Raw genomic sequence first — 18069 nt, forward strand, 5'->3', positions numbered from 1 at the left:
TATGAAGAACCGGTAACCCGGAGGGTTAGCCCTCTGGAAGCGCTTTCGCGTGAATGTCCTTCATCATTTCGGCCAATCGGGAACGGCACGCCTGCGCATCGGCCGTGCAGCCGCCCTCCCACCACCAGCGCCGCGTCTCCGCCAGCAGCCGGCCCATCTCCGGGCCGGGCTTCACGCCCAGGGCGATGGCGTCGCGCCCCTGGAGGGGAAAGGCCGGCACCGGCATGGCCTCGATCCGTGAGCGGAAGCGCGCCCAGGCCGCGTCGTCCGGCCCCTCCCAGCCCCAGGCACGGTTGACCGCCTGCCGGAGCCAGGCGGCATCCAGCAACCGCGCGGGCGGCTGTTCCGCCAGCAGGCGCCGCAGCGTGTCGTCATCCGGGCCGCCCACCGCGATCCCGGGCTGGAGGGGCAGGATGTCGTGCCCCGCGCGGTAGCGTGCCACGAGGCGCTGCACCTCCTCGTTCGAAGCCTTGAGGCGCCGCGCGGCCGCGGCGGTGCCATGGGTCAGCAGCGCGTCGAAGCGCAGCATCGGGTCCGCCGGCGCGCCGATCTCGGCCAGCGCCTGCAGATGGCGGGAGGCACCGAGGGAATCCGGCCCAAGCAGGGCGGGCAGCACGCCCGTCTCCTCCATCAGCGCCACGGCGCCGGCGGGATCGGAGGCCTCGAGGAGACGCTTGAACTCCATCCAGACCCGCTCCACCGAGAGCCGCGCGAGGCTGCCGACCGAGGCCCGGATGGCCGCGACCGCCGCCGGGTCGGGCTCCCCGTTTCCGTAGCGGGCCTGGAAGCGGAAATACCGGAGGGCGCGGAGGTGGTCCTCGGCCAGGCGCGTCGCCGGATCGCCGACGAAGCGGACGCGCCCCGCGGCGAGATCCTGAACGCCGCCGAAATAGTCCCAGAGCTCGCCCGTGGCGGAGAGGGAGAGCGCGTTCATGGTAAAGTCGCGCCGCGCCGCGTCCTCCCGCCAGTCGGTGGTCCATTCCACCACGGCGTGCCGGCCATCCGTCAGCACGTCGCGCCGCAGGCTGGTCACCTCCACGGGTTCCCCGCGCAGCACGGCGGTGACGGTGCCATGGGCCAGCCCCGTTTCATGCACGCGCAGGCCGGCGGCGGTGAGGCGGGCCGCGATCTCCGCCGGCGGGAAGGGCGCCGCGACATCCACATCGGCCACGGGGCGGTTCGTCAGCGCATCACGCACCGCGCCGCCGACCGCCCGCGCCCCCGGCAGCGCCGCCAGCACCGCCGCCGGGGCGGGGCTCGCCAGAAAGGCGGGCGGCGGGATGCGGGTGGTGGGCGGGTCGATCATCGCGGACGCGGTTCCGGCGGCGGGGCAGGCCCGACATGGCCGGGCACGATGCCGCTTTCGGTCGCGCGTGGCGGCACATAGACGGCGTTCGGGTCCATCCCGCGCGAAAGCCCGTACCAGATCGCCCCCCCGATCGAGAGGGTGAGCCCTAGCACTGCCAGGGCGATCACATGCGTCCCCACCGCCTGGCCGGGGTTCAGCCGCAGCCAAAGCGCATACAGCGCGAAAGGCGCGAGGAAGAGGATGGCCTCGATGAGGTAGGGCATGTGCAGCCTATATGCCGCCGCCCCGGGCGCGCCGGTAGGGGCGCGGCCGTAGACCGTTCAGTCCCGCAAGGCCAGGGCCAGGCTCCGCAGCATGGCGGCGGTGGCCCCCCAGATGGTCTGGGTCTCATGCGGCCACTGCCAATATTCGCGGTTCCGCCCGCCGAAGACGCCGCTGCGCCGCTCCGGCGCGGCCGGGTCCAGCAGGCGGGAGAGCGGGTATTCGAACATCTCGGCCACCTCGGCGGGCTGAGGCGTGAGCGTCACCGGCGGGTCGAGCAGGGCCACGACCGGGACCACATGGAAACCGGTGCCGGTGACCATGCCCGGAAGGCGCCCGGCAAGGCGCGGCAGGCGCGGGTCCAGCCCCACCTCCTCCGCGGCCTCACGCAGGGCGGCGGCCTCCGGGGTCTCGCCGGGCTCGATCCGGCCGCCGGGGAAGGCCACCTGCCCGGCATGGGCGGAAAGGGTGGCGGCCCGGAGAGTCAGCAGGATGGTCGGCGCGTCATGTAGCAGGATGGGCACCAGCACGGCGGAGCGGCGCACGCCCTCGGGCGGCTGCACATCCCCCGCGACCCGGGCCAGGCGGGAGGGGTCGGAAAGGCGCTCCTCTACCTCGGCGGGGCTGAGCGAGGATGGAAGAAGCGCGGGAAGGCTGCCCGCCGCCAGGGCCGTCACGCCAGCTCGTCGTCGAATTCCTCGACGGAATCGTCATCCTCGGCCGGGCTGTCGTCGATGATGAAGAAGACACCCTGGCTCCAGACGCCCATCACCTCGCGCCCGTCCACGGTTTCCGGCTGGGCCAGAGCGACGAGTTCATAGAAGACGGGGCGGCTGATCCGCGCCTCGAGGCCGGGGCGGACGGTGACATAGGGGCGGGGCTCGCGGGTGACGGGGTCGATCTCCACGCGGATGGGATGGTCCTCATCCGCCGAGACCATCTCGCCGAGATTGGTGCGGAAGGTCAGGCATTGCCGGGCCGGGCGCTTGCGGGTGCCGGTGTCGCAGGCACCTTCCCCGCAGCAATGGCCCCAGGTGAGCTCGACGGCCACGAAAGGCGCGTCCTCCACCTCGATCCGACCGCGTTCGGCAGGCGTTTCAAGCCAGTAGCTGCCATCCGCCTCCCGCTTCAGGACGGAGGCGAAGAGGCAGACCAGCTCCTTCCGGCCGATCGGGCTGCCCTGGTAGTACCAGGTGCCGTCGCGGGCGATCCGCATGTTGAAGTCGCCGCAGATCGTGCGGGGCTGGCGCGCCAGGGTCCCGGCCATCATGGGCGCAGCGGCCTTCCCGTCGCCTGTAACGTCATGCATCCCCAGCGCCATGTGACTTCCTCCGCGCCATCGAAGGGCCCTACCCTCCCCATCCATGCCAAGCGCCTCCATCTGTCTGGCGGCGCCGGGCCGGGTGTCGCCCAACCGGGTGTTACCCACCGGCAATATGGAAAGGGGCCACGTATGGTTGAAGTGCCCAGCGTCACGGAAGCGGCAGGTGATGCAGATAAGCTGCTATCCGAGGCCGAGGCGCTCTCTTCCCGCCTGGCCCGGGTGCGGGCCGCGGTGGGCCGGGTGATCCTGGGGCAGGAGGATGTGGTGGAGCAGGCGCTCGTCACTCTCCTGGCCGGCGGGCACATGCTGCTGGTGGGCGTGCCGGGCCTGGGCAAGACAAAGCTGGTGGAGACGCTGGGCACGGTGATGGGGCTGGATGCCCGCCGGGTTCAGTTCACGCCGGACCTGATGCCCAGCGACATCCTGGGTTCCGAGGTGCTGGAGGAGGATGCCTCCGGCAAGCGCGCCTTCCGCTTCCTGCGCGGCCCGGTCTTCTGCCAGCTGCTGATGGCGGACGAGATCAACCGCGCCTCCCCTCGCACGCAATCCGCCCTTCTCCAGGCCATGCAGGAGCGCCGCGTGGCGGTGGGCGGCGAGGTGCTGGACCTGCCCGCCCCCTTCCATGTGCTGGCGACGCAGAACCCGATCGAGCAGGAGGGCACCTATCCGCTGCCCGAGGCGCAGCTCGACCGCTTCCTGCTGGAGATCGAGATCGGCTACCCCGACGAGGCGGCCGAGCGGGCCATGCTGCTGGCCACCACCGGCGCCCAGGAGGCCCGGCCGGAGGCCGCGCTGCGGGCCGATGAGCTGATCGCGGCGCAGAACCTGATCCGCCGCCTGCCGGTGGGCGAGGCGGTGCTGGACGCCATCCTGCGCCTGGTCCGCGGCGCCCGCCCCGAGACGGCCAGCCTTCCCGCCGTGAAGCAGCACCTGGCCTGGGGGCCCGGCCCCCGCGCCGCCCAGGCGCTGATGCTCGCGACCCGCGCGCGGGCCGTGCTGGATGGCCGCCTCTCCCCGAGTGTGGAGGATGTGATCGCCCTGGCCGAGCCGATCCTGCGGCACCGCATGGCGCTCGGCTTCGCCGCCCGGGCCGATGGCATCCGGCTCACCGAGGTGATCGGTGCCTTGAAGGCCGATCTTGGCTGAGCGCGTCGCGGCGGGCGCGCCGCTCTCCCTCCGCGCGGAGCTGGCGGCCGCGCGGCTGCCGCCCCTGGTGGTGGCCGCGGAGCGCGTGGCCGCCACGGTGATGCAGGGCGTCCATGGCCGCCGCCGCTCCGGCCAGGGGGACGCCTTCTGGCAGTTCCGCCCCTATCTGCCCGGGGATGATGCCGGGCGGGTGGACTGGCGGCAGAGCGCGAAGTCCGACCGCCTCTACCTGCGCGAGACGGAGTGGGAATCCGCCCAGACCGTCGCGCTCTGGCGCGATTCCTCGGCGGGGATGGACTGGTCCGGCGACCGGACGCGCCCGACCAAGCGGGAACGCGCGGACCTCCTGTTGCTCGCCCTGTCCGCCCTGCTGCTGCGCGGCGGGGAGCGGGTGCGGCTGCTCGGCGGCGGGCGTGGCCTGTCCGGGCGTGGCGCCTTGCCGGAACTGGCGCTGCGGCTGGAGGCCCAGTCCGGCCCGCCGGCCGACGAGACGCTGCCGCGCCATGCCCGCATGGTGCTGTTCGGCGACTTCCTCGCCCCCTTGCCCGCGCTGCGGGAGAGGCTGGCGCCGCTCGCCGCCTCTGGCGCGCGCGGCACGCTGGTCGCGCTGCACGACCCGGCGGAGGAGACGCTGCCCTATGGCGGCCGCGTGCGCTTCGAGCCGCTGGACGGCACGGAGCCCGCGCTGGTGCCGCGGGTGGAGGGCATCCGCGCGCTCTATGAGGAGCGCATGGCGGCGCATCGCGCCGGGCTGGCCGCCCTGGCCGCCTCGCTCGGCTTCCGGCTGCTCTCCCACGGCACGGACCATCCGCCAGAGGTTGCTCTGATGGCCCTGTGGCAGGCCCTGGCGCCTGCGGGAACACGATGATGGGTGCCCTTTCCTTCGCCGCGCCCTGGCTGCTGGTGGCCCTGGCCGCCCTGCCGGCCCTCTACTGGCTGCTGCGCGTCACGCCGCCCACGCCGCGTCGGCAATCCTTCCCGCCGGCGCGCTTCCTGCGCGACCTGCCGGCGGTGGAGGAGACGCCCGCGCGCACGCCCTGGTGGCTGCTGCTCCTGCGGCTGGTGGCGGCGGCGCTGATCGTCCTCGGCCTCGCGCGGCCCATCTGGAACGCGCAGCAGGGCGAGGCGGGCGAGGCGCCGCTGCTGGTGGTGGTGGATGACGGCTGGGCCTCGGCGAGCGATTGGCCGGACCGCATGGCCGCCGCCGGGGCGGCGCTGGACGCGGCCTCCCGCGCCGGGCGGCGCGTCGCACTGCTCCCCACCTCCCCCGCCGCGACCGGCGAGGCGCCGCATCCCACGGGCTGGATGCCCGCCGAGGAGGCCCGCGCCCGCCTGGCCGCGCTGCGCCCGCACCCCTGGGCGCCCGATCGCGCGGCGGCACTGGCGGCGCTGCGGAGCTGGAGGAACGGCGCCTTCGCCAGCCTCTATGTGACGGATGGGCTGGCCCATGGCGGAGATGACGGCTCGGCGCTGATGGCGGCCCTGGCCGAGGCGGGGTCCCTGCAGGTGGCGCGTGGCGCGCCCGGCGCGGCGCGGGTGCTGGCGCCGCCGCGCGCGGAGGCGGACCGGCTCGTGCTCGCGCTGCGCCGCGCCCCTGGCGGCCCGGCGGGAGAGGCGGGCGTGCTGGCGATGACGCCGGATGGCCGCACCCTGGGCCGCGCCGTGCTGCCCCTGGCCGCGGGCGCGACCGAGGCGGAGGGCGCGCTGGAGCTGCCCGTGGAGATCCGCAACAGCGTGACGCAGATGGTGCTGGAGGGCGATGCGCAGACTCCCCTCCCGGGCGCGGCCGGGACCGTGCTGCTGGACGAACGCTTCCGCCGCCGCCCCGTGGGCCTGCTGGCCGCGCAGGAGGAGGCGGCCGACGCGCCGCTGACGGGCGCGCTCTACTACCTGGACCGCGCCCTTTCCCCCACCGCCGAGATCCGGCGCGGGACCCTGGACCAGCTCCTCTCCCGCCGGCTGGCCGTGCTGGTGCTGGCGGACCGGCCGCTGGCCGAGGGCGCGGAGACCGAGGCGGTGACGCGCTTCGTGGAGGGCGGCGGGCTGCTACTGCGCTTCGCCGGGCCGCGCCTGGCCGAACGCGGGGATTCCCTGCTGCCCGTGCCCTTGCGCGCCGGGGAGCGGGCGCTGGGCAGCGCCTTGTCCTGGGAGCGCCCGCAGACCCTGGCCCCCTTCCCCGAGGGCAGCCCCTTCGCCGGGCTGACCCCGCCCGCCGAGGTGACGGTTTCGACCCAGGTGCTGGCCGAGCCCATTCCGCGGCTGGCGGAGCGGAGCTGGGCGCGGCTGGCCGATGGCACGCCGCTGGTCACCTTCGAGAACCGGGGCCAGGGGCGGATCGTGCTGTTCCATGTCACGGCCAATGCGGACTGGTCCGACCTGCCGCTGTCGGGCCTGTATATCGACATGCTGCGGCGGGTCGTCGCGCTCTCCTCCGGCGTGGTGGGGAATGAGGGAGAGGCGCCGCTGGCGCCGATCGAGACGCTGGACGGCTTCGGCCGCCTCGGCGCGCCGCCGCCGGCCGCCGGGCCGATCCCCGCCGCCCGGCTGGATGCCACGGTGCCGGCCCCGCGCAACCCGCCGGGCTGGTATGGCACCGCGGGCGAAGGCGGGGAGCGCCGCGCGCTGAACCTTTCGGCGCATCTGCCGGAATTGCGTCCCGCGGCCTCCACCCCTTCCGGCGCGCGGGAGACGCGGATCGGCGGCGTGCCGGCGGAACGCGACCTGGGGCCATGGCTGCTGGCCGCGGCCTTGCTGCTGCTGGCGGCAGATCTCCTGCTCTCGCTGCAGAGCCGCGGCCTGGGGCTGCGCGCGCGGGCGGCGGCCGTGGCGCTGGCGCTGCTGCTGCCGGGCTTCGCCGCTGCCCAAGGGCCCGGTTCCACGCCCAGCCCGGACGGCGCGCCGGCCCTGGCCACGCGCCTGGCCTATGTCGTCACCGGGGACCGGCAGGCGGACGAGGTCTCGCGCCAAGGGCTGGTCGGGCTTTCCGAATACGTGAACCGGCGCACCGCCGCCGGGCTGGCCGAGCCGGTGGCGCTGCGGCCGGGGCAGGATGACCTCTCCTTCTATCCGCTGCTCCTCTGGGTGGTGCTGCCCGACGCGGCGGAGCCCGGCGCCGAGGCGGTGGCGGCGCTGAACACCTTCATGCGCAACGGCGGCATCATCCTCTTCGACACGCGCAACGAGGGCTCGGGCGAGGGTGTTTCCCTCGGCGCCGATGCCGCGCTGCGGCGGCTGACGCGCAACCTGCAGGTGCCGCCGCTCGCGCCCCTGCCGGAAGACCATGTGCTGAAGCGCGCCTTCTACCTGCTGCCCGACCTGCCTGGCCGCTATGCCGGCGGCCCCGTCTGGGTGGCGCGCGACACCGACCGGGCGAATGACAGCGTCTCCCCCGTGATCATCGGCGGGCATGACTGGGCCTCGGCCTGGGCCGTGGATGCACGGGGGAACAACCCCTATGCCGTCATGCCCGGCGGCACCCGCCAGCGGACGCTGGCCTACCGCTTCGGCGTCAACCTCGTGATCTACGCGCTGACCGGCAACTACAAGGGTGACCAGGTGCATGTGCCGGCCATCCTGGAGCGGTTGGGGAACTAGATGGTCCGATCCCTCTCCTCCATCGACCTCGCGCCCATCCTGCCGGCCTGGCTGGTGGCGGCGCTGGCCGTCATCGCCGTGCTGGCGCTGGCCCCGGCGCTGTGGCGGCGGGCGCGCGGGGCCTGGTGGCGGGCGCTGGCCTTCCTGCTGATCCTCGGCGCCATCGCCAATCCGCGGCTGGTGCAGCAGACGCGGGAGATGCGGCCGGATATCGCGCTGCTGGCGGTGGACAACAGCGCCTCCACGGGCGTGGCCGGGCGCGAGGCCGCCATCGCCGCCGCGCGGGCGCAGATCGAGGCGCGGACGGGGCGGCTGCCGGAGCTGGAGCTGCGCACCGTGACGGCGGAGGAGGGCGGCAGCCAGGGAACGCGGCTCTTCACCGCCATCGAGCGCGGGCTGGCCGATATCCCGCGCGCGCGGCTCGCGGCGATCATCGCCCTCAGCGACGGGCAGGTGCATGACGTGCCGCCGAACTTCACGGCCGATGCCCCGCTGCACCTGCTGCTGCCCGGCCGCGCGGGGGAGGTGGACCGGCGGCTGCGCGTCATCGAGGCCCCGGGCTTCGGCATCGTCGGGCGCGGCGTGGAGCTGCGCGTGGTGGTCGAGGATCTGGGCGTCGCGAACAGCAACGCGCCCGTGCGCCTCTCCATCCGCCGCGACGGCGGCGCGCCGCTCACGGAAAGCGTGGTTCCCGGCCGCGAGCACCGCATCGCCCTGCCCATCGAGCGCGGCGGGCCGAGCGTGGTGGAGATCACGGCCGATGAGCGCCCGGGCGAGGTGAGCACGGTCAACAACAGCGCCATCGTGACCGTGAACGGCGTGCGCGACCGGCTGCGCGTGCTGCTGGTGAGCGGCGAGCCCCATGCGGGCGAGCGCACCTGGCGCCGGCTGCTGAAGGCGGACCCGAATGTCGATCTGGTGCACTTCACCATCCTGCGCCCGCCCGAGAAGGACGACCTGACGCCGCTGAACGAGCTGGCGCTGATCGCCTTTCCCGTGCGCGAGCTGTTCCAGCAGAAGCTGCGGGAATTCGACCTAATCGTCTTCGACCGCTTCTCCAACCGCGGGATCCTGCCGCCGCAATACCTGCGCAACATCGCGGAGCATGTGCGGCAGGGTGGCGCGCTGCTGATGTCGGTGGGGCCGGAATTCACGGGCCCCGCCTCCCTCGCCAACACGCCGCTGGGGCAGGTGCTGCCCGCGCGGCCGCTGCTGGGCAACCAGGCGCTGCTGGAGGCCGCCTTCCGCGCCCAGGTGAGCGAGACGGGCCTGCGCCACCCCGTGACCGAGGGGCTGACCGGGGCCAATGCGAATGCCGCCGCGCAGGCGAGCTGGGGCCGCTGGTACCGGATGCTGCGCGCCGAGGCACGCGGCGGCGCGAACGTCATGAACGGGCCGGACGGCAACCCCCTGCTGCTGCTGGACCGCGTGGGCGAGGGACGGGTGGCGCTGCTGCTCTCCGACCAGATCTGGCTGTGGTCGCGCGGGCATGATGGCGGCGGGCCGCAGGCGGAGCTGCTGCGCCGCATCGCCCATTGGCTGATGCGCGAGCCGGAGCTGGAGGAGGAGGACCTGACGGCGACCATCGTCCAGGGGCGCCTGACCGTCACCCGCCGCAGCATCGCCGACACCCCCCCGCCGGAGATCACGGTCACGGCGCCGGATGGCACCGCCTCCCGCCACGCGCCGGAGCGGCAGGGGGGCGGGCGCGCGGTGGTGGAGCTGCCCGCGACGCGCGCGGGCGTCTGGTCCGCCACCGACGGAACCCGCACCGCCTTCGCCGCCGCCGAGGCGGCGAACCCGCCGGAGATCGCGGATCTGCGCGCGGACCCCGGGCGGGTTCAGCCGGTGGTGCAATCTTCGGGCGGCGCGGCGCGCTGGATCGGGGATGGTTCGGGCCTGCCCGACATCCGCCGCGTCTCGGTGGGGCGCGACGCGGCCGGGCCGGGCTGGATTGGGCTGGTGCGGCGGGAGGACCACACCGTCACCGGCATCTCCGCGCTGCCGCTGCTGCCGCCCTGGCTGGCGCTGCTGCTGGTTCTCGGGGTGGCCCTGGTCGCCTGGCGGCGGGAGGGGCGGTAGGGTCCGGGGAACGCGATTCGGAGGAACGTCCCATGGGCTTGCGCGACCTGTTGCGGCAGCGGCTCTCGCTCCCGGTGATCGGCTCGCCGCTCTTCATCATCTCGGTGCCGGATCTGGTCGTCGCGCAATGCACCGCCGGCATCCTCGGCAGCATGCCCTCCCTCAACGCCCGCCCGGCGGAGCAGCTGGAGGACTGGCTGGCGGAAATCCGCGAGCGGCTGGACGCGCATGATGCGCGCCACCCGGACCGCCCCTCCGCGCCCTTCGCGATCAACCTGATCGTCCATCGCTCGAACGACCGGCTGGACCATGACCTCGCGCTCTGCGCGAAGTACCGCGTGCCGCTCATCATCACCTCGCTCGGCGCCAGGCCGGATGTGAACGAGGCGGTGCATGCCTATGGCGGCTACGTCATGCATGACGTGATCAACCAGACCTTCGCGCGCAAGGCGGTGGAGAAGGGGGCGGACGGGCTCATCCTCGTCGCCGCCGGCGCGGGCGGGCATGCGGGCAGCATCTCTCCCTTCGCCCTGGTGCAGGAGACGCGCGCCTGGTTCGACGGGCCGATCGCCCTCTCCGGCTCCATCGCGACCGGCCGCGCCATCCTCGCAGCGCAGGTGATGGGGGCGGATGTCGCCTATATCGGCAGCGCCTTCATCGCGACGGAGGAGGCGCGGGCTGCCGAGGCCTACAAGGCCATGATCGTCGAGGGCACGGCGGCCGACATCGTCTACAGCGACCTCTTCACCGGCGTGCGCGGCAACTACCTGCGCCATTCCATCGTCAAGGCCGGGCTGGACCCTGACAACCTGCCGCGGCCCGATCCGAGCCAGATCAACTTCTCCTCCAACCGGGTGAAGCCCTGGAAGGATGTCTGGGGCTCGGGCCAGGGCATTGGCGCGGTGCGGCGGGTGGAGCCGGCGGCGACGCTGATCGCGCGGCTGCGCGCGGAATACGAGGCGGCGCTGGAGGATGTGGCGCGGCTGCGGCCCATGATCGGGGCAGGGTGACATCGGCCTGCAGGGGTCGTGGAGAGGGCTCCGCCCTCACCCGCCAAGGGCCTGAGGCCCTTGGAACCCCGTCTGACTGCCGTGGATACGATGATCGAAGGGGTCCCGGGATGCGGGCATTCTTCCTGCCTTTGCAGTCGCCTGAGGTCGTGGACCTCAGGCGCACCGTCAGCCGAGTGATTCCAAACTCGAAAAGAAGATGATGGTGAGGGGCCCGGGGAGAGGAAGAATTCCTTCTTCCTCTCCCCGGGGACAGACCGCCAGATCAGAACACGAACCTGATGATCAGGCGCCTTCCACCCCGCACCAATCCGCAATGAAGGCCGCCATGGACAGCGTGGTCGTCTTCAGCAGCGCCAGGTTGGTCCGCTCGTCGAAGCCATGGTTGCCCTCGCCACCCGGGCCGTAGCAGAGGGCGGGCATGGCGTAGTAGCGGCCGTAGTAGCGCGTGTCGTTCACGGCGGTGGAAAGCCGCTCCTCCATCGGCGCCCCGAAGGCGGACTGGTGCGCCCCGGCCAGCACGCGCTCCGCCTCGCTGCCGGGTTCCAGCACGTAGCCATCGGCCTGGAAGCCGTGCCAGGTGATTTCGGGCGGGTTGTTGGCCAGGAAGGCATCGCCCGCCCGCGCCTCCTCCACCGCCTTCTCCACGCCGCGCATCACCTCCGCCACCTCCATGGAGGGGGTGAGGCCGATGCGGCAGTCCACCTCGCACCAGGCGGGGGTGGAGGAGGCCCAGTCGCCGCCGCGGATGATGCCGGGGTTGAACTTGATGGGGTTCCTCACCGCCGCGAAGTTCGCATCCGCCTTCGCGCGCTCGTTCAGCGCCACGGTGTGCTGCTGCAACGCCTGGATGATGTGCATGACGGAGAGGATGGCATTGGTGCCCGTATCAGCCACCGCGACATGCACGGGCACGCCGCGCACGCGGATGCGGAACCACAGCGTGCCCGTATGCGCGCGGGTGATGGTGCCGGCCGTCGGCTCGGGGATGAGGCAGGCATCGGCGCGGTAGCCGCGCAGCAGGGTGGAGAGGGCGCCGTTGCCCGTGCTCTCCTCCTCCGTCACGGTTTGCAGGTAGATGTCGCCCTTGGGCGTCAGCCCCGCATCGCGCAGCGCATCCATGGCGAAGACCATGGCGGAGACGCCGGCCTTCATGTCGTTCGCGCCGCGGCCATACAGCCAGCCGTCGCGCACCACGCCGCCATAGGGCGGATGGGTCCACATCTCCGCCGGCCCCTCGGGCACCACGTCGATATGGCCCTGCACGATCAGGCTGCGGCCGTCCGGATTCCCGGCGCGCTTCGTCGCCACCACCTGCACGGAGGCGGCGGGGTCCGCGTCCACCATGGGCGCGGACTTCTCATGGTTCTCGAGCGGCACGTCCGCCAGGGTGTAGCGGTCCACCTGGTAGCCGCGCGCCGCCATCTGCCGCGCGAACCAGTCCTGCAGCGGCGCCTCGCGCCCGCGCAGGCTGGGGAAGCGGACGAGATCGGCGAGGAAGGCGGTCTGCGCCTCGAAGTTCTTGTCCACGGCGGCGCGCAGGCGGTCGAGGATGGCGGGATCGGGCAAGGCGGCATGTCCTGTTCGGTGGGCGGGGCGGATGGTGGCGCGCGATGCCGCCCGGCGCCAGTCAGCGCGGCGCCGCCACCTCGATTTCCAGCCGCATGCGCGGGTGGATGCCGCAGAAGGCGACGTAGCGCCCCGGCTTCGTCATCCGCCATGTCACGGTCTGGCCGGGATCCTGGATTCCGCTGTTCAGCGTCAGCTCCGGCGAATCGATGCGGATGTTGTGCGCGGTGTTGTCGTCATTCGCGATCTCCAGAACCCCGCCCATGGCGACCGCCGTGCGCCCCGGCGCGAATTGCCGGCCGCGCTGCGAGACGCGCGCGCGTGCCACGGGCGTCATGGCTGGGTTGGGGGCCGGGGCCGCCACTTGCGTGGCTGCGGGCGGCGTCGCCATCACCGGCAGGGGCGCGTCGGGCGGGCTGGTGAGGGTGGTGAGGAAGGCGACGAGGTCCGCGCGCTGCGGCGCGCTCAGCGAGAGCCGGCGCGGCAGTTCGGGCGGCAGGCCCGGGCGGTCCACCACGCCGCCCTGGTAATGGTCCAGCACCGCCTCGATCGTCGGCAGGGAACCATCATGCATATAGGGCGCGCGGCGCATCGCCTCGCGCAGCGTCGGTGTCTTGAAGGCGCGGTCGGCGCGCTCCAGCCCGAGCACGGGGCCGCGGCCGAGGTCCGGCGCGCGGCCTTCCGGCAGGCCGATGTCGTAGAAGGCATGGTCGGTGAAGGCCCAGCCCTCATGGCAGTTCGCGCAGCCGGCGGGGCCGTGGAACACCGAGAGCCCGCGCCGCTCCTGCGGCGTCAGCGCGGCATCCTCGCCCTCCACCCAGGCATCGAACCGCGTGCGGGGCGAGATCAGCGTGCGCTCCCAGCTGGCGATGGCGCGCACGAGGTTCTCGCGCGTCACGGGCTGGGGCTGGCCGGGATAGGCGGTGGCGAAGGCGGCGCGCCACCCGGCATCGGCGGCCATGCGCGCCACCAGGGCGTCGAGGGGCTGGCCCATTTCCTCATGCGCCTCGATCGGCGCCTCGGCCTGGGCCTCCAGCCCCTCCGCCCGCCCATCCCAGAAGAGGAAGGGTGCCCAGGCGAGGTTCCACAGCGTGGGGGACTTCCGCCGCAGTTCCCGCCCGTCATTCCCGCGCGCGAGGCTGCGGCCATCCGTGAAGCCGCGCGCCGGCTCGTGGCAGGTGGCGCAGGACATGGTGCCGGAGGCGGAGAGCGACGGGTCGAAGAAGAGGCGGCGCCCGAGCTGGGCCTTCTCGGCCGTGAAGGGGTTTTCCGCCGGGATGGGCGGCGGCCCGGCGGGGCGGCGATAGGCGGCGCGCAGGGCCGCGTCCTCCGCCGCCGAACCGGGATCGGCCGAGCCCGCCGGCCGCACCGCCGCGCCGATGCTGAGGGCGAGGAGGAGCGCGAGCGTCCCGGCCAGCAGCGAATCGGCGGCGCGGCGCATCAGCGCCAGGCCAGGGCCGCCCGCTCGAAGCGCGCGACGGCGGCGATCACGCCGGCGGGGTCCAGCACGGGCGCGGCGGGCGGGCGGGCGGCGGGCCAGACCGGGCGCAGCGCGGCCATGGCGGCCTGCGCCTCGGCCCAGGCGGCCGGCCCGCCGGGGGCGGCCCGCAGGGCGGCGCCGTTGCGGTTCAGCAGCGCATCCGTCTCCAGCATGAAGCCGCGGCCGTCCTGGTACTCCACCACATTGGCGAAGCGGCCCTCCTCGATGGCCGCCTCATATTCGGCGGCGGCGGAGCGCATGGCGCGGGCGGCGACCTCGGCCACGAAGGCGGGCTGGTTCCGGACGCGTTGCGGCAGGCCGGCCGACCAGGCCCGGTCCAGCGCGGCGATGGCCTGGCGATAGGCCGCTTCCAGCCCCGGGCCGCCGCGCTTCGCCCGCACCCGGGCGGCGAGCCGGTCCAGCGGCTGGAGGAAGCCGGGAACCCGGCGGCGGCGCAGCTCCGGGCTCAGCTCGGCATAGATCTCCTCCCTCGGGTGAAGGAAATGCACCACCGCCTCGTCCCAGGCACCGGCCCGGGCGAGCTCCATGCCGATGGCGAGATGGCCGCGGACGAGCATCAGCCGCCCGGCATAGGCGACATCGGGCGAGGCGCTGAACAGGGCGCCGCCCTCTCCACCCTCCCCGCCTTCGCCACCCTCGCCGCCATGCCCGGCCATGGCCCCATGGCCGGCATGGGAAGGGGGCGCGGCAGCGGGCGCGGAGGCGGCCCCGGAGGCGGGAGCGGCGGAGGCCGGTTCGGCGGGAGCCGCTGCCGGTTGGCCGGGCGCCCCGGGCGGCGGCTCTGTGGCGGGGACCGCCGGCGCCTCGGCCGTGGGCGGGCTTGCCTCCGGGAAGAGGACGGGCAGGTCGGCCGGGGGCGGCTCGGGGGCGGGAATCGCCTCCGGCGGGATGGCGGGCGCGGCCTCCCGCGCCTCCGTGGGGGCCGACACCTGGGCCCCGGCCGGCGGCACGGCGGCGCCTGCAAGGGCGAAGGCCCCCACCCCGACCCAGAGGCGCAGCGGGCCGAATCGCACCGGACCACTCCCCATCGGCTTCTCCTCCTGGCAGGCTGCGAGCGATGATCGTTTGCATCCCCAATCTGCTGCCGCCGGAGGCGCTGGGCAAGCTGCGCGGGCTGCTGGCCCGTGCCGGCTTCGGGAACGGCGCCGCGACCGCCGGCTGGCATGCGCGCGGCGTGAAGGACAACGCGCAGGCCGATCCGCTGGACCCGCTGGCGCGGGAGGCCGGCGCCATGGCGGCCGCGGCGCTGGAGGCGAACGAGGTGTTCCGCGCCGCCGCCCTGCCCCGCCGGATGCGCCCCTTCCTCTTTGCCCGGTACGCCCCCGGCCAGGCCTATGGCGCGCATGTGGACGACCCGCTGATGGGCGGCGGCGCGCCGTCCGACCCGCGGGGAGAGGCGCCGCTGCGGGGCGACATCGCCGTCACCCTCTTCCTCTCCGACCCCGCGGACTACGAAGGGGGCGAGCTGGTGATCGAGACCACGGCGGGGGAGATGGCGGTGCGCCTCGGCGCCGGGGAGGCGGTGGCCTATCCGGCCGGCACGCTGCACCGCGTCGCCCCGGTCACGCGCGGCGAAAGGCTGGTGGGAGTCACCTGGGCGCAGAGCCTGGTGCGCGACCCGGCGGCGCGGGAAATCCTCTTCGACCTCGATTCCGCCCGCCGCGACCTCTTCGCGCGGGAGGGCAAGTCGCGCGCCTTCGACCTTCTCACGAAATCCCGCGCGGCCCTGCTGCGCCGTTGGGCCGAAACATGAAGAGACATCTTCCAGCGCGGCGTCGCGCTTCCCAGATGCAGGGCATGCGACGCGCCCTGCCCCTTCTCGCCCTGCTTCCTCTCGCGGCCTGCGCGGTGGGGCCCAGCCTTGACGAGCGCCTCACCACCTATGTCGGGCGAACCGAGCTGGAGCTGGTCTCCACCCTCGGCGTGCCGACGCGCAGCTACGAGACCGGCGGGCAGAAGTTCCTCCAGTACGAGGAGAACCGCACGGTGGCCGTGCCCGGCGGCTTCGTCGGCGGGCCCTGGGGCGGCCCCTGGGGGCGCGGCTATTACGGCGGCTTCTCCACCACCGCCTACGCGCCGGTGCAGTGCGACGTGACCTTCGCCCTGCGGGAAGGGCGGGTGGCCAGCTATATCTATCGCGGCCAGGGTTGCGCCTGACGGAAGCTTGCGGAGCCGCGTTGGGCCGGGGAGTGGCCCCGGCCGCGCGGGAAGGCTATAGCCAGGGCGCCATGCGCCGCATCCCCCTCGCCCTCCTCCTGGCCGGCCCGATGTTGGCCTGCCCCGCTCTCATCCCCGTCGCCGGGGCCCAGGGCGTCGGGCGCAACGCGCCGCCGCCCAGTGCCGGCCCCGCCAGCCGGCCGCCGCCGCCCGCCCTGCCGGGCCTGGCCGGGCGCCGCGCGGCGGAGCCGATTCCGGCCGAGACGCCGCCGATTAATCTCTCCCCCAATGATGCCCTGTTCGACGCGGTGAACCGCGGCGACATGGCGGCAGCGCGGGATGCCATGGCACGCGGCGCCGACCTGAACGCCCGCAACCAGCTCGGCCTCACCCCCGTGGATGCGGCGGTGGACCAGGGCCGGCACGAGATCGTCTTCTTCCTCCTCTCCGCGCGCGGCAGCGCGGGCAGCGGCCCGACCATGGCGCCTTCCGAGCCGTCGCCCCCCGCCGCCGCGCGGCGCGGCCGGGCGGGGCGCGAGGCTCCGGGCCGCAACGCGGCCGCCGCCCCGGGCCCTGCGCCCTCCGCCGCCCCCGAGGAGGAAATCCCCGTGCGTCCGACCGGCCCGCTGAGCGACCCGCCGCGTGGCGGCCGCCCGGCGCCCGTCGGCCCCAGCTCCGCCGCCCCGACCCGCGCGCAGCTCTTCGCCGGGGATGGCGGCGCGCCGCGGCCGGAGATCGGCTTCCTGGGCTTCGATGCCGGGCGCCCTGCCGGGGCGGAGCCGCTGCGGCAGGATCGCCCTACGAGCGCGCGGCGCAACCGCCGGGCCTGATGCGCGGGGCCGTTTAAGCCCCTGTCAACGTGGCGGAGACATTCTGGTCGGCAGTACGACTGGGAAGGTCCGCCCCGATGATCCAGGCTCTCCGCTCCCTGCGGATCCGGACGAAACTCGCCCTGGCCTTCAGCGCGGGGGTCATCGTCGTCCTCACGGTTTCGGCGCTCGGGCTGTTTCAGCTGCACAGGCTGAATGCGGTGGCGGAGGATGTCGCGACCAGGCGCCTGCCCGCCACGCGCGCCCTGGGCCATCTGGCGACCGACATGACCCGCTTCCGCCAGGTGCAGGCGACCGTCCTGCTGAATGAGGGCACGGCGAAGGATGAGGCGGTCGCCCGCCTCACCGCCCTGGCGGGGCGGGTGGAGGACGGCGCGCGGGTCTATGAGCCGTTCGTCACGGCAGGCGAGCCGCGGCGCCTCTTCGAGGAGGCCCGGCAGCGTTGGGCCGCCTACCTCACCCTGAACGCCAGGCTGGTCGCTCTCTCCCGGCAGGATGCCCCGGGGGCCATCGCGCTCTACCGGGATGAGATCCGCCTGGCCTTCAACGCCGCCCAGGAGCCGCTCGACGCCGCGATCCGCCTCAACGGGGAGCAGGCGGATGTCGTCGTCGGCCAGGAGCAGGCCGCGTATCGCGAGGCGTTCTGGGAAATCCTCGGCCTTGCCGCCGTGGCGACCTTTCTCACCGCCATCGTGGCGCTGGTGATCCGGCACGAGGTCGGCGGCGGCATCCGCGGCCTTGCGGCCTCGCTCCTGCGCCTGTCGCGCCGGGACTACGGGTTCGAGCTGCCGGAGGCGGAGCGCGGGGACGAGATCGGGGAGATGGCGCGGGCGGTGGCGAGCTGCCGGGACGGTCTGCGGGAGGCGGATGCGCTGGCGGCTGCGCAGGCGGCGGAGGCGGCGTCGAAGGTGGCGCGCGGGGAGCGTGTGGACGGGCTGCTGCGTGGCTTCGAGGCGGAGGCGTCGGAGGTTCTGCGTGGCGTGGCGTCTGCGGCGGTGGAGCTGAACGCGACGGCGGGCGAGATGGCGGGCACGGCGCAGGACGGGGTGGCGCGCGCGACCTCGGTGGCGGCGGCCTCCGAGCAGGCGAGCGCGAATGTGCAGACGGTCGCGGCCTCGGCCGAGGAGCTGGCCGCCTCCATTGCCGAGGTGGCGCGCCAGGTGGGCAGCTCGGCCGAGGTGGCGCGGCGGGCGGCCGAGGATGCGCGGGCGACCGATGGGGCGGTGCAGGGCCTCTCCGAGGCGGCGCGCAGCATCGGGGATGTGGTGCGGCTGATCAACGACATC

General features: G+C 74.1%; 16 protein-coding genes. 9 read left to right on the forward strand and 7 right to left on the reverse strand.

All coding sequences use genetic code 11. The annotated features are described in order from the left end of the window. Positions 1-25 precede the first annotated feature (25 nt). Genes BUB97_RS08770 through BUB97_RS08785 form a run of 4 tightly spaced genes read right to left on the reverse strand, consistent with a single transcriptional unit; the run spans position 26 to position 2891 of the window. Positions 26-1306, reverse strand: coding sequence for a CCA tRNA nucleotidyltransferase (locus BUB97_RS08770; RefSeq protein ID WP_086062023.1), 1281 nt, complete (start codon positions 1304-1306; stop codon positions 26-28). Next, positions 1303-1572, reverse strand: coding sequence for a hypothetical protein (locus BUB97_RS08775; RefSeq protein ID WP_073133704.1), 270 nt, complete (start codon positions 1570-1572; stop codon positions 1303-1305). Before BUB97_RS08775 ends, BUB97_RS08770 begins: the two co-directional genes overlap by 4 nt. A 57-nt stretch (positions 1573-1629) precedes the next feature. Beyond that, entirely contained in the window at positions 1630-2247 is a 618-nt protein-coding gene (locus tag BUB97_RS08780) for a CoA pyrophosphatase (protein WP_245818242.1), read from the reverse strand. Next, positions 2244-2891, reverse strand: a complete 648-nt coding sequence (locus BUB97_RS08785) for a DUF1285 domain-containing protein (RefSeq protein WP_408906127.1) — start codon at positions 2889-2891, stop codon at positions 2244-2246. The genes BUB97_RS08780 and BUB97_RS08785 overlap by 4 nt, the downstream gene beginning before the upstream one ends. A 132-nt stretch (positions 2892-3023) precedes the next feature. Between BUB97_RS08785 and BUB97_RS08790 the strand changes: the two genes are divergently transcribed. Genes BUB97_RS08790 through BUB97_RS08810 form a run of 5 tightly spaced genes read left to right on the forward strand, consistent with a single transcriptional unit; the run spans position 3024 to position 10726 of the window. Then, on the forward strand, positions 3024-4040 hold the full coding sequence (locus BUB97_RS08790) for an AAA family ATPase (RefSeq protein WP_073133706.1): 1017 nt from the start codon (positions 3024-3026) through the stop codon (positions 4038-4040). Next, on the forward strand, positions 4033-4908 hold the full coding sequence (locus tag BUB97_RS08795; RefSeq protein WP_245818243.1) for a DUF58 domain-containing protein: 876 nt from the start codon (positions 4033-4035) through the stop codon (positions 4906-4908). Before BUB97_RS08790 ends, BUB97_RS08795 begins: the two co-directional genes overlap by 8 nt. Continuing rightward, the gene (locus BUB97_RS08800) at positions 4905-7634 is read left to right on the forward strand and encodes a DUF4159 domain-containing protein (RefSeq protein WP_175562591.1); all 2730 of its coding nucleotides are present in this window, start codon (positions 4905-4907) and stop codon (positions 7632-7634) included. Before BUB97_RS08795 ends, BUB97_RS08800 begins: the two co-directional genes overlap by 4 nt. Continuing rightward, positions 7635-9716 (forward strand): hypothetical protein, encoded by a 2082-nt coding sequence (locus BUB97_RS26160; protein WP_073133712.1) that lies wholly within the window; start codon positions 7635-7637, stop codon positions 9714-9716. Between the two features lie 32 nt (positions 9717-9748). Then, complete coding sequence (locus BUB97_RS08810) at positions 9749-10726, forward strand: NAD(P)H-dependent flavin oxidoreductase (RefSeq protein ID WP_073133714.1); 978 nt, start codon at positions 9749-9751, stop codon at positions 10724-10726. A 285-nt stretch (positions 10727-11011) separates the two neighbouring features. Here the strand turns inward: BUB97_RS08810 and BUB97_RS08815 are convergent, their stop codons facing one another. The 3 genes from BUB97_RS08815 to BUB97_RS08825 form a co-directional block, all read right to left on the reverse strand. Further along, the gene (locus tag BUB97_RS08815; RefSeq protein WP_073133715.1) at positions 11012-12295 is read right to left on the reverse strand and encodes an ArgE/DapE family deacylase; all 1284 of its coding nucleotides are present in this window, start codon (positions 12293-12295) and stop codon (positions 11012-11014) included. A 61-nt stretch (positions 12296-12356) separates the two neighbouring features. Then, entirely contained in the window at positions 12357-13736 is a 1380-nt protein-coding gene (locus BUB97_RS08820) for a cytochrome c peroxidase (RefSeq protein WP_073133717.1), read from the reverse strand. Beyond that, on the reverse strand, positions 13736-14824 hold the full coding sequence (locus BUB97_RS08825; protein WP_073133719.1) for a hypothetical protein: 1089 nt from the start codon (positions 14822-14824) through the stop codon (positions 13736-13738). The genes BUB97_RS08820 and BUB97_RS08825 overlap by 1 nt, the downstream gene beginning before the upstream one ends. Positions 14825-14853: 29 nt before the next feature. Between BUB97_RS08825 and BUB97_RS08830 the strand changes: the two genes are divergently transcribed. From BUB97_RS08830 to BUB97_RS08845, 4 genes are all read left to right on the forward strand, one after another. Continuing rightward, the gene (locus BUB97_RS08830) at positions 14854-15549 is read left to right on the forward strand and encodes a Fe2+-dependent dioxygenase (RefSeq protein WP_073133720.1); all 696 of its coding nucleotides are present in this window, start codon (positions 14854-14856) and stop codon (positions 15547-15549) included. A 44-nt stretch (positions 15550-15593) separates the two neighbouring features. After that, complete coding sequence (locus BUB97_RS08835; protein ID WP_086062035.1) at positions 15594-15953, forward strand: hypothetical protein; 360 nt, start codon at positions 15594-15596, stop codon at positions 15951-15953. A gap of 71 nt (positions 15954-16024) precedes the next feature. Then, complete coding sequence (locus tag BUB97_RS08840; protein WP_139281315.1) at positions 16025-16783, forward strand: ankyrin repeat domain-containing protein; 759 nt, start codon at positions 16025-16027, stop codon at positions 16781-16783. Positions 16784-16860: 77 nt separating this feature from the next. Continuing rightward, positions 16861-18069, forward strand: a 1209-nt coding sequence (locus BUB97_RS08845) for an MCP four helix bundle domain-containing protein (protein ID WP_073133726.1), incomplete at its 3' end; no start/stop codon positions are given.

The organism is Muricoccus roseus (genome assembly GCF_900141905.1).
Classification (GTDB): domain Bacteria; phylum Pseudomonadota; class Alphaproteobacteria; order Acetobacterales; family Acetobacteraceae; genus Roseomonas; species Roseomonas rosea.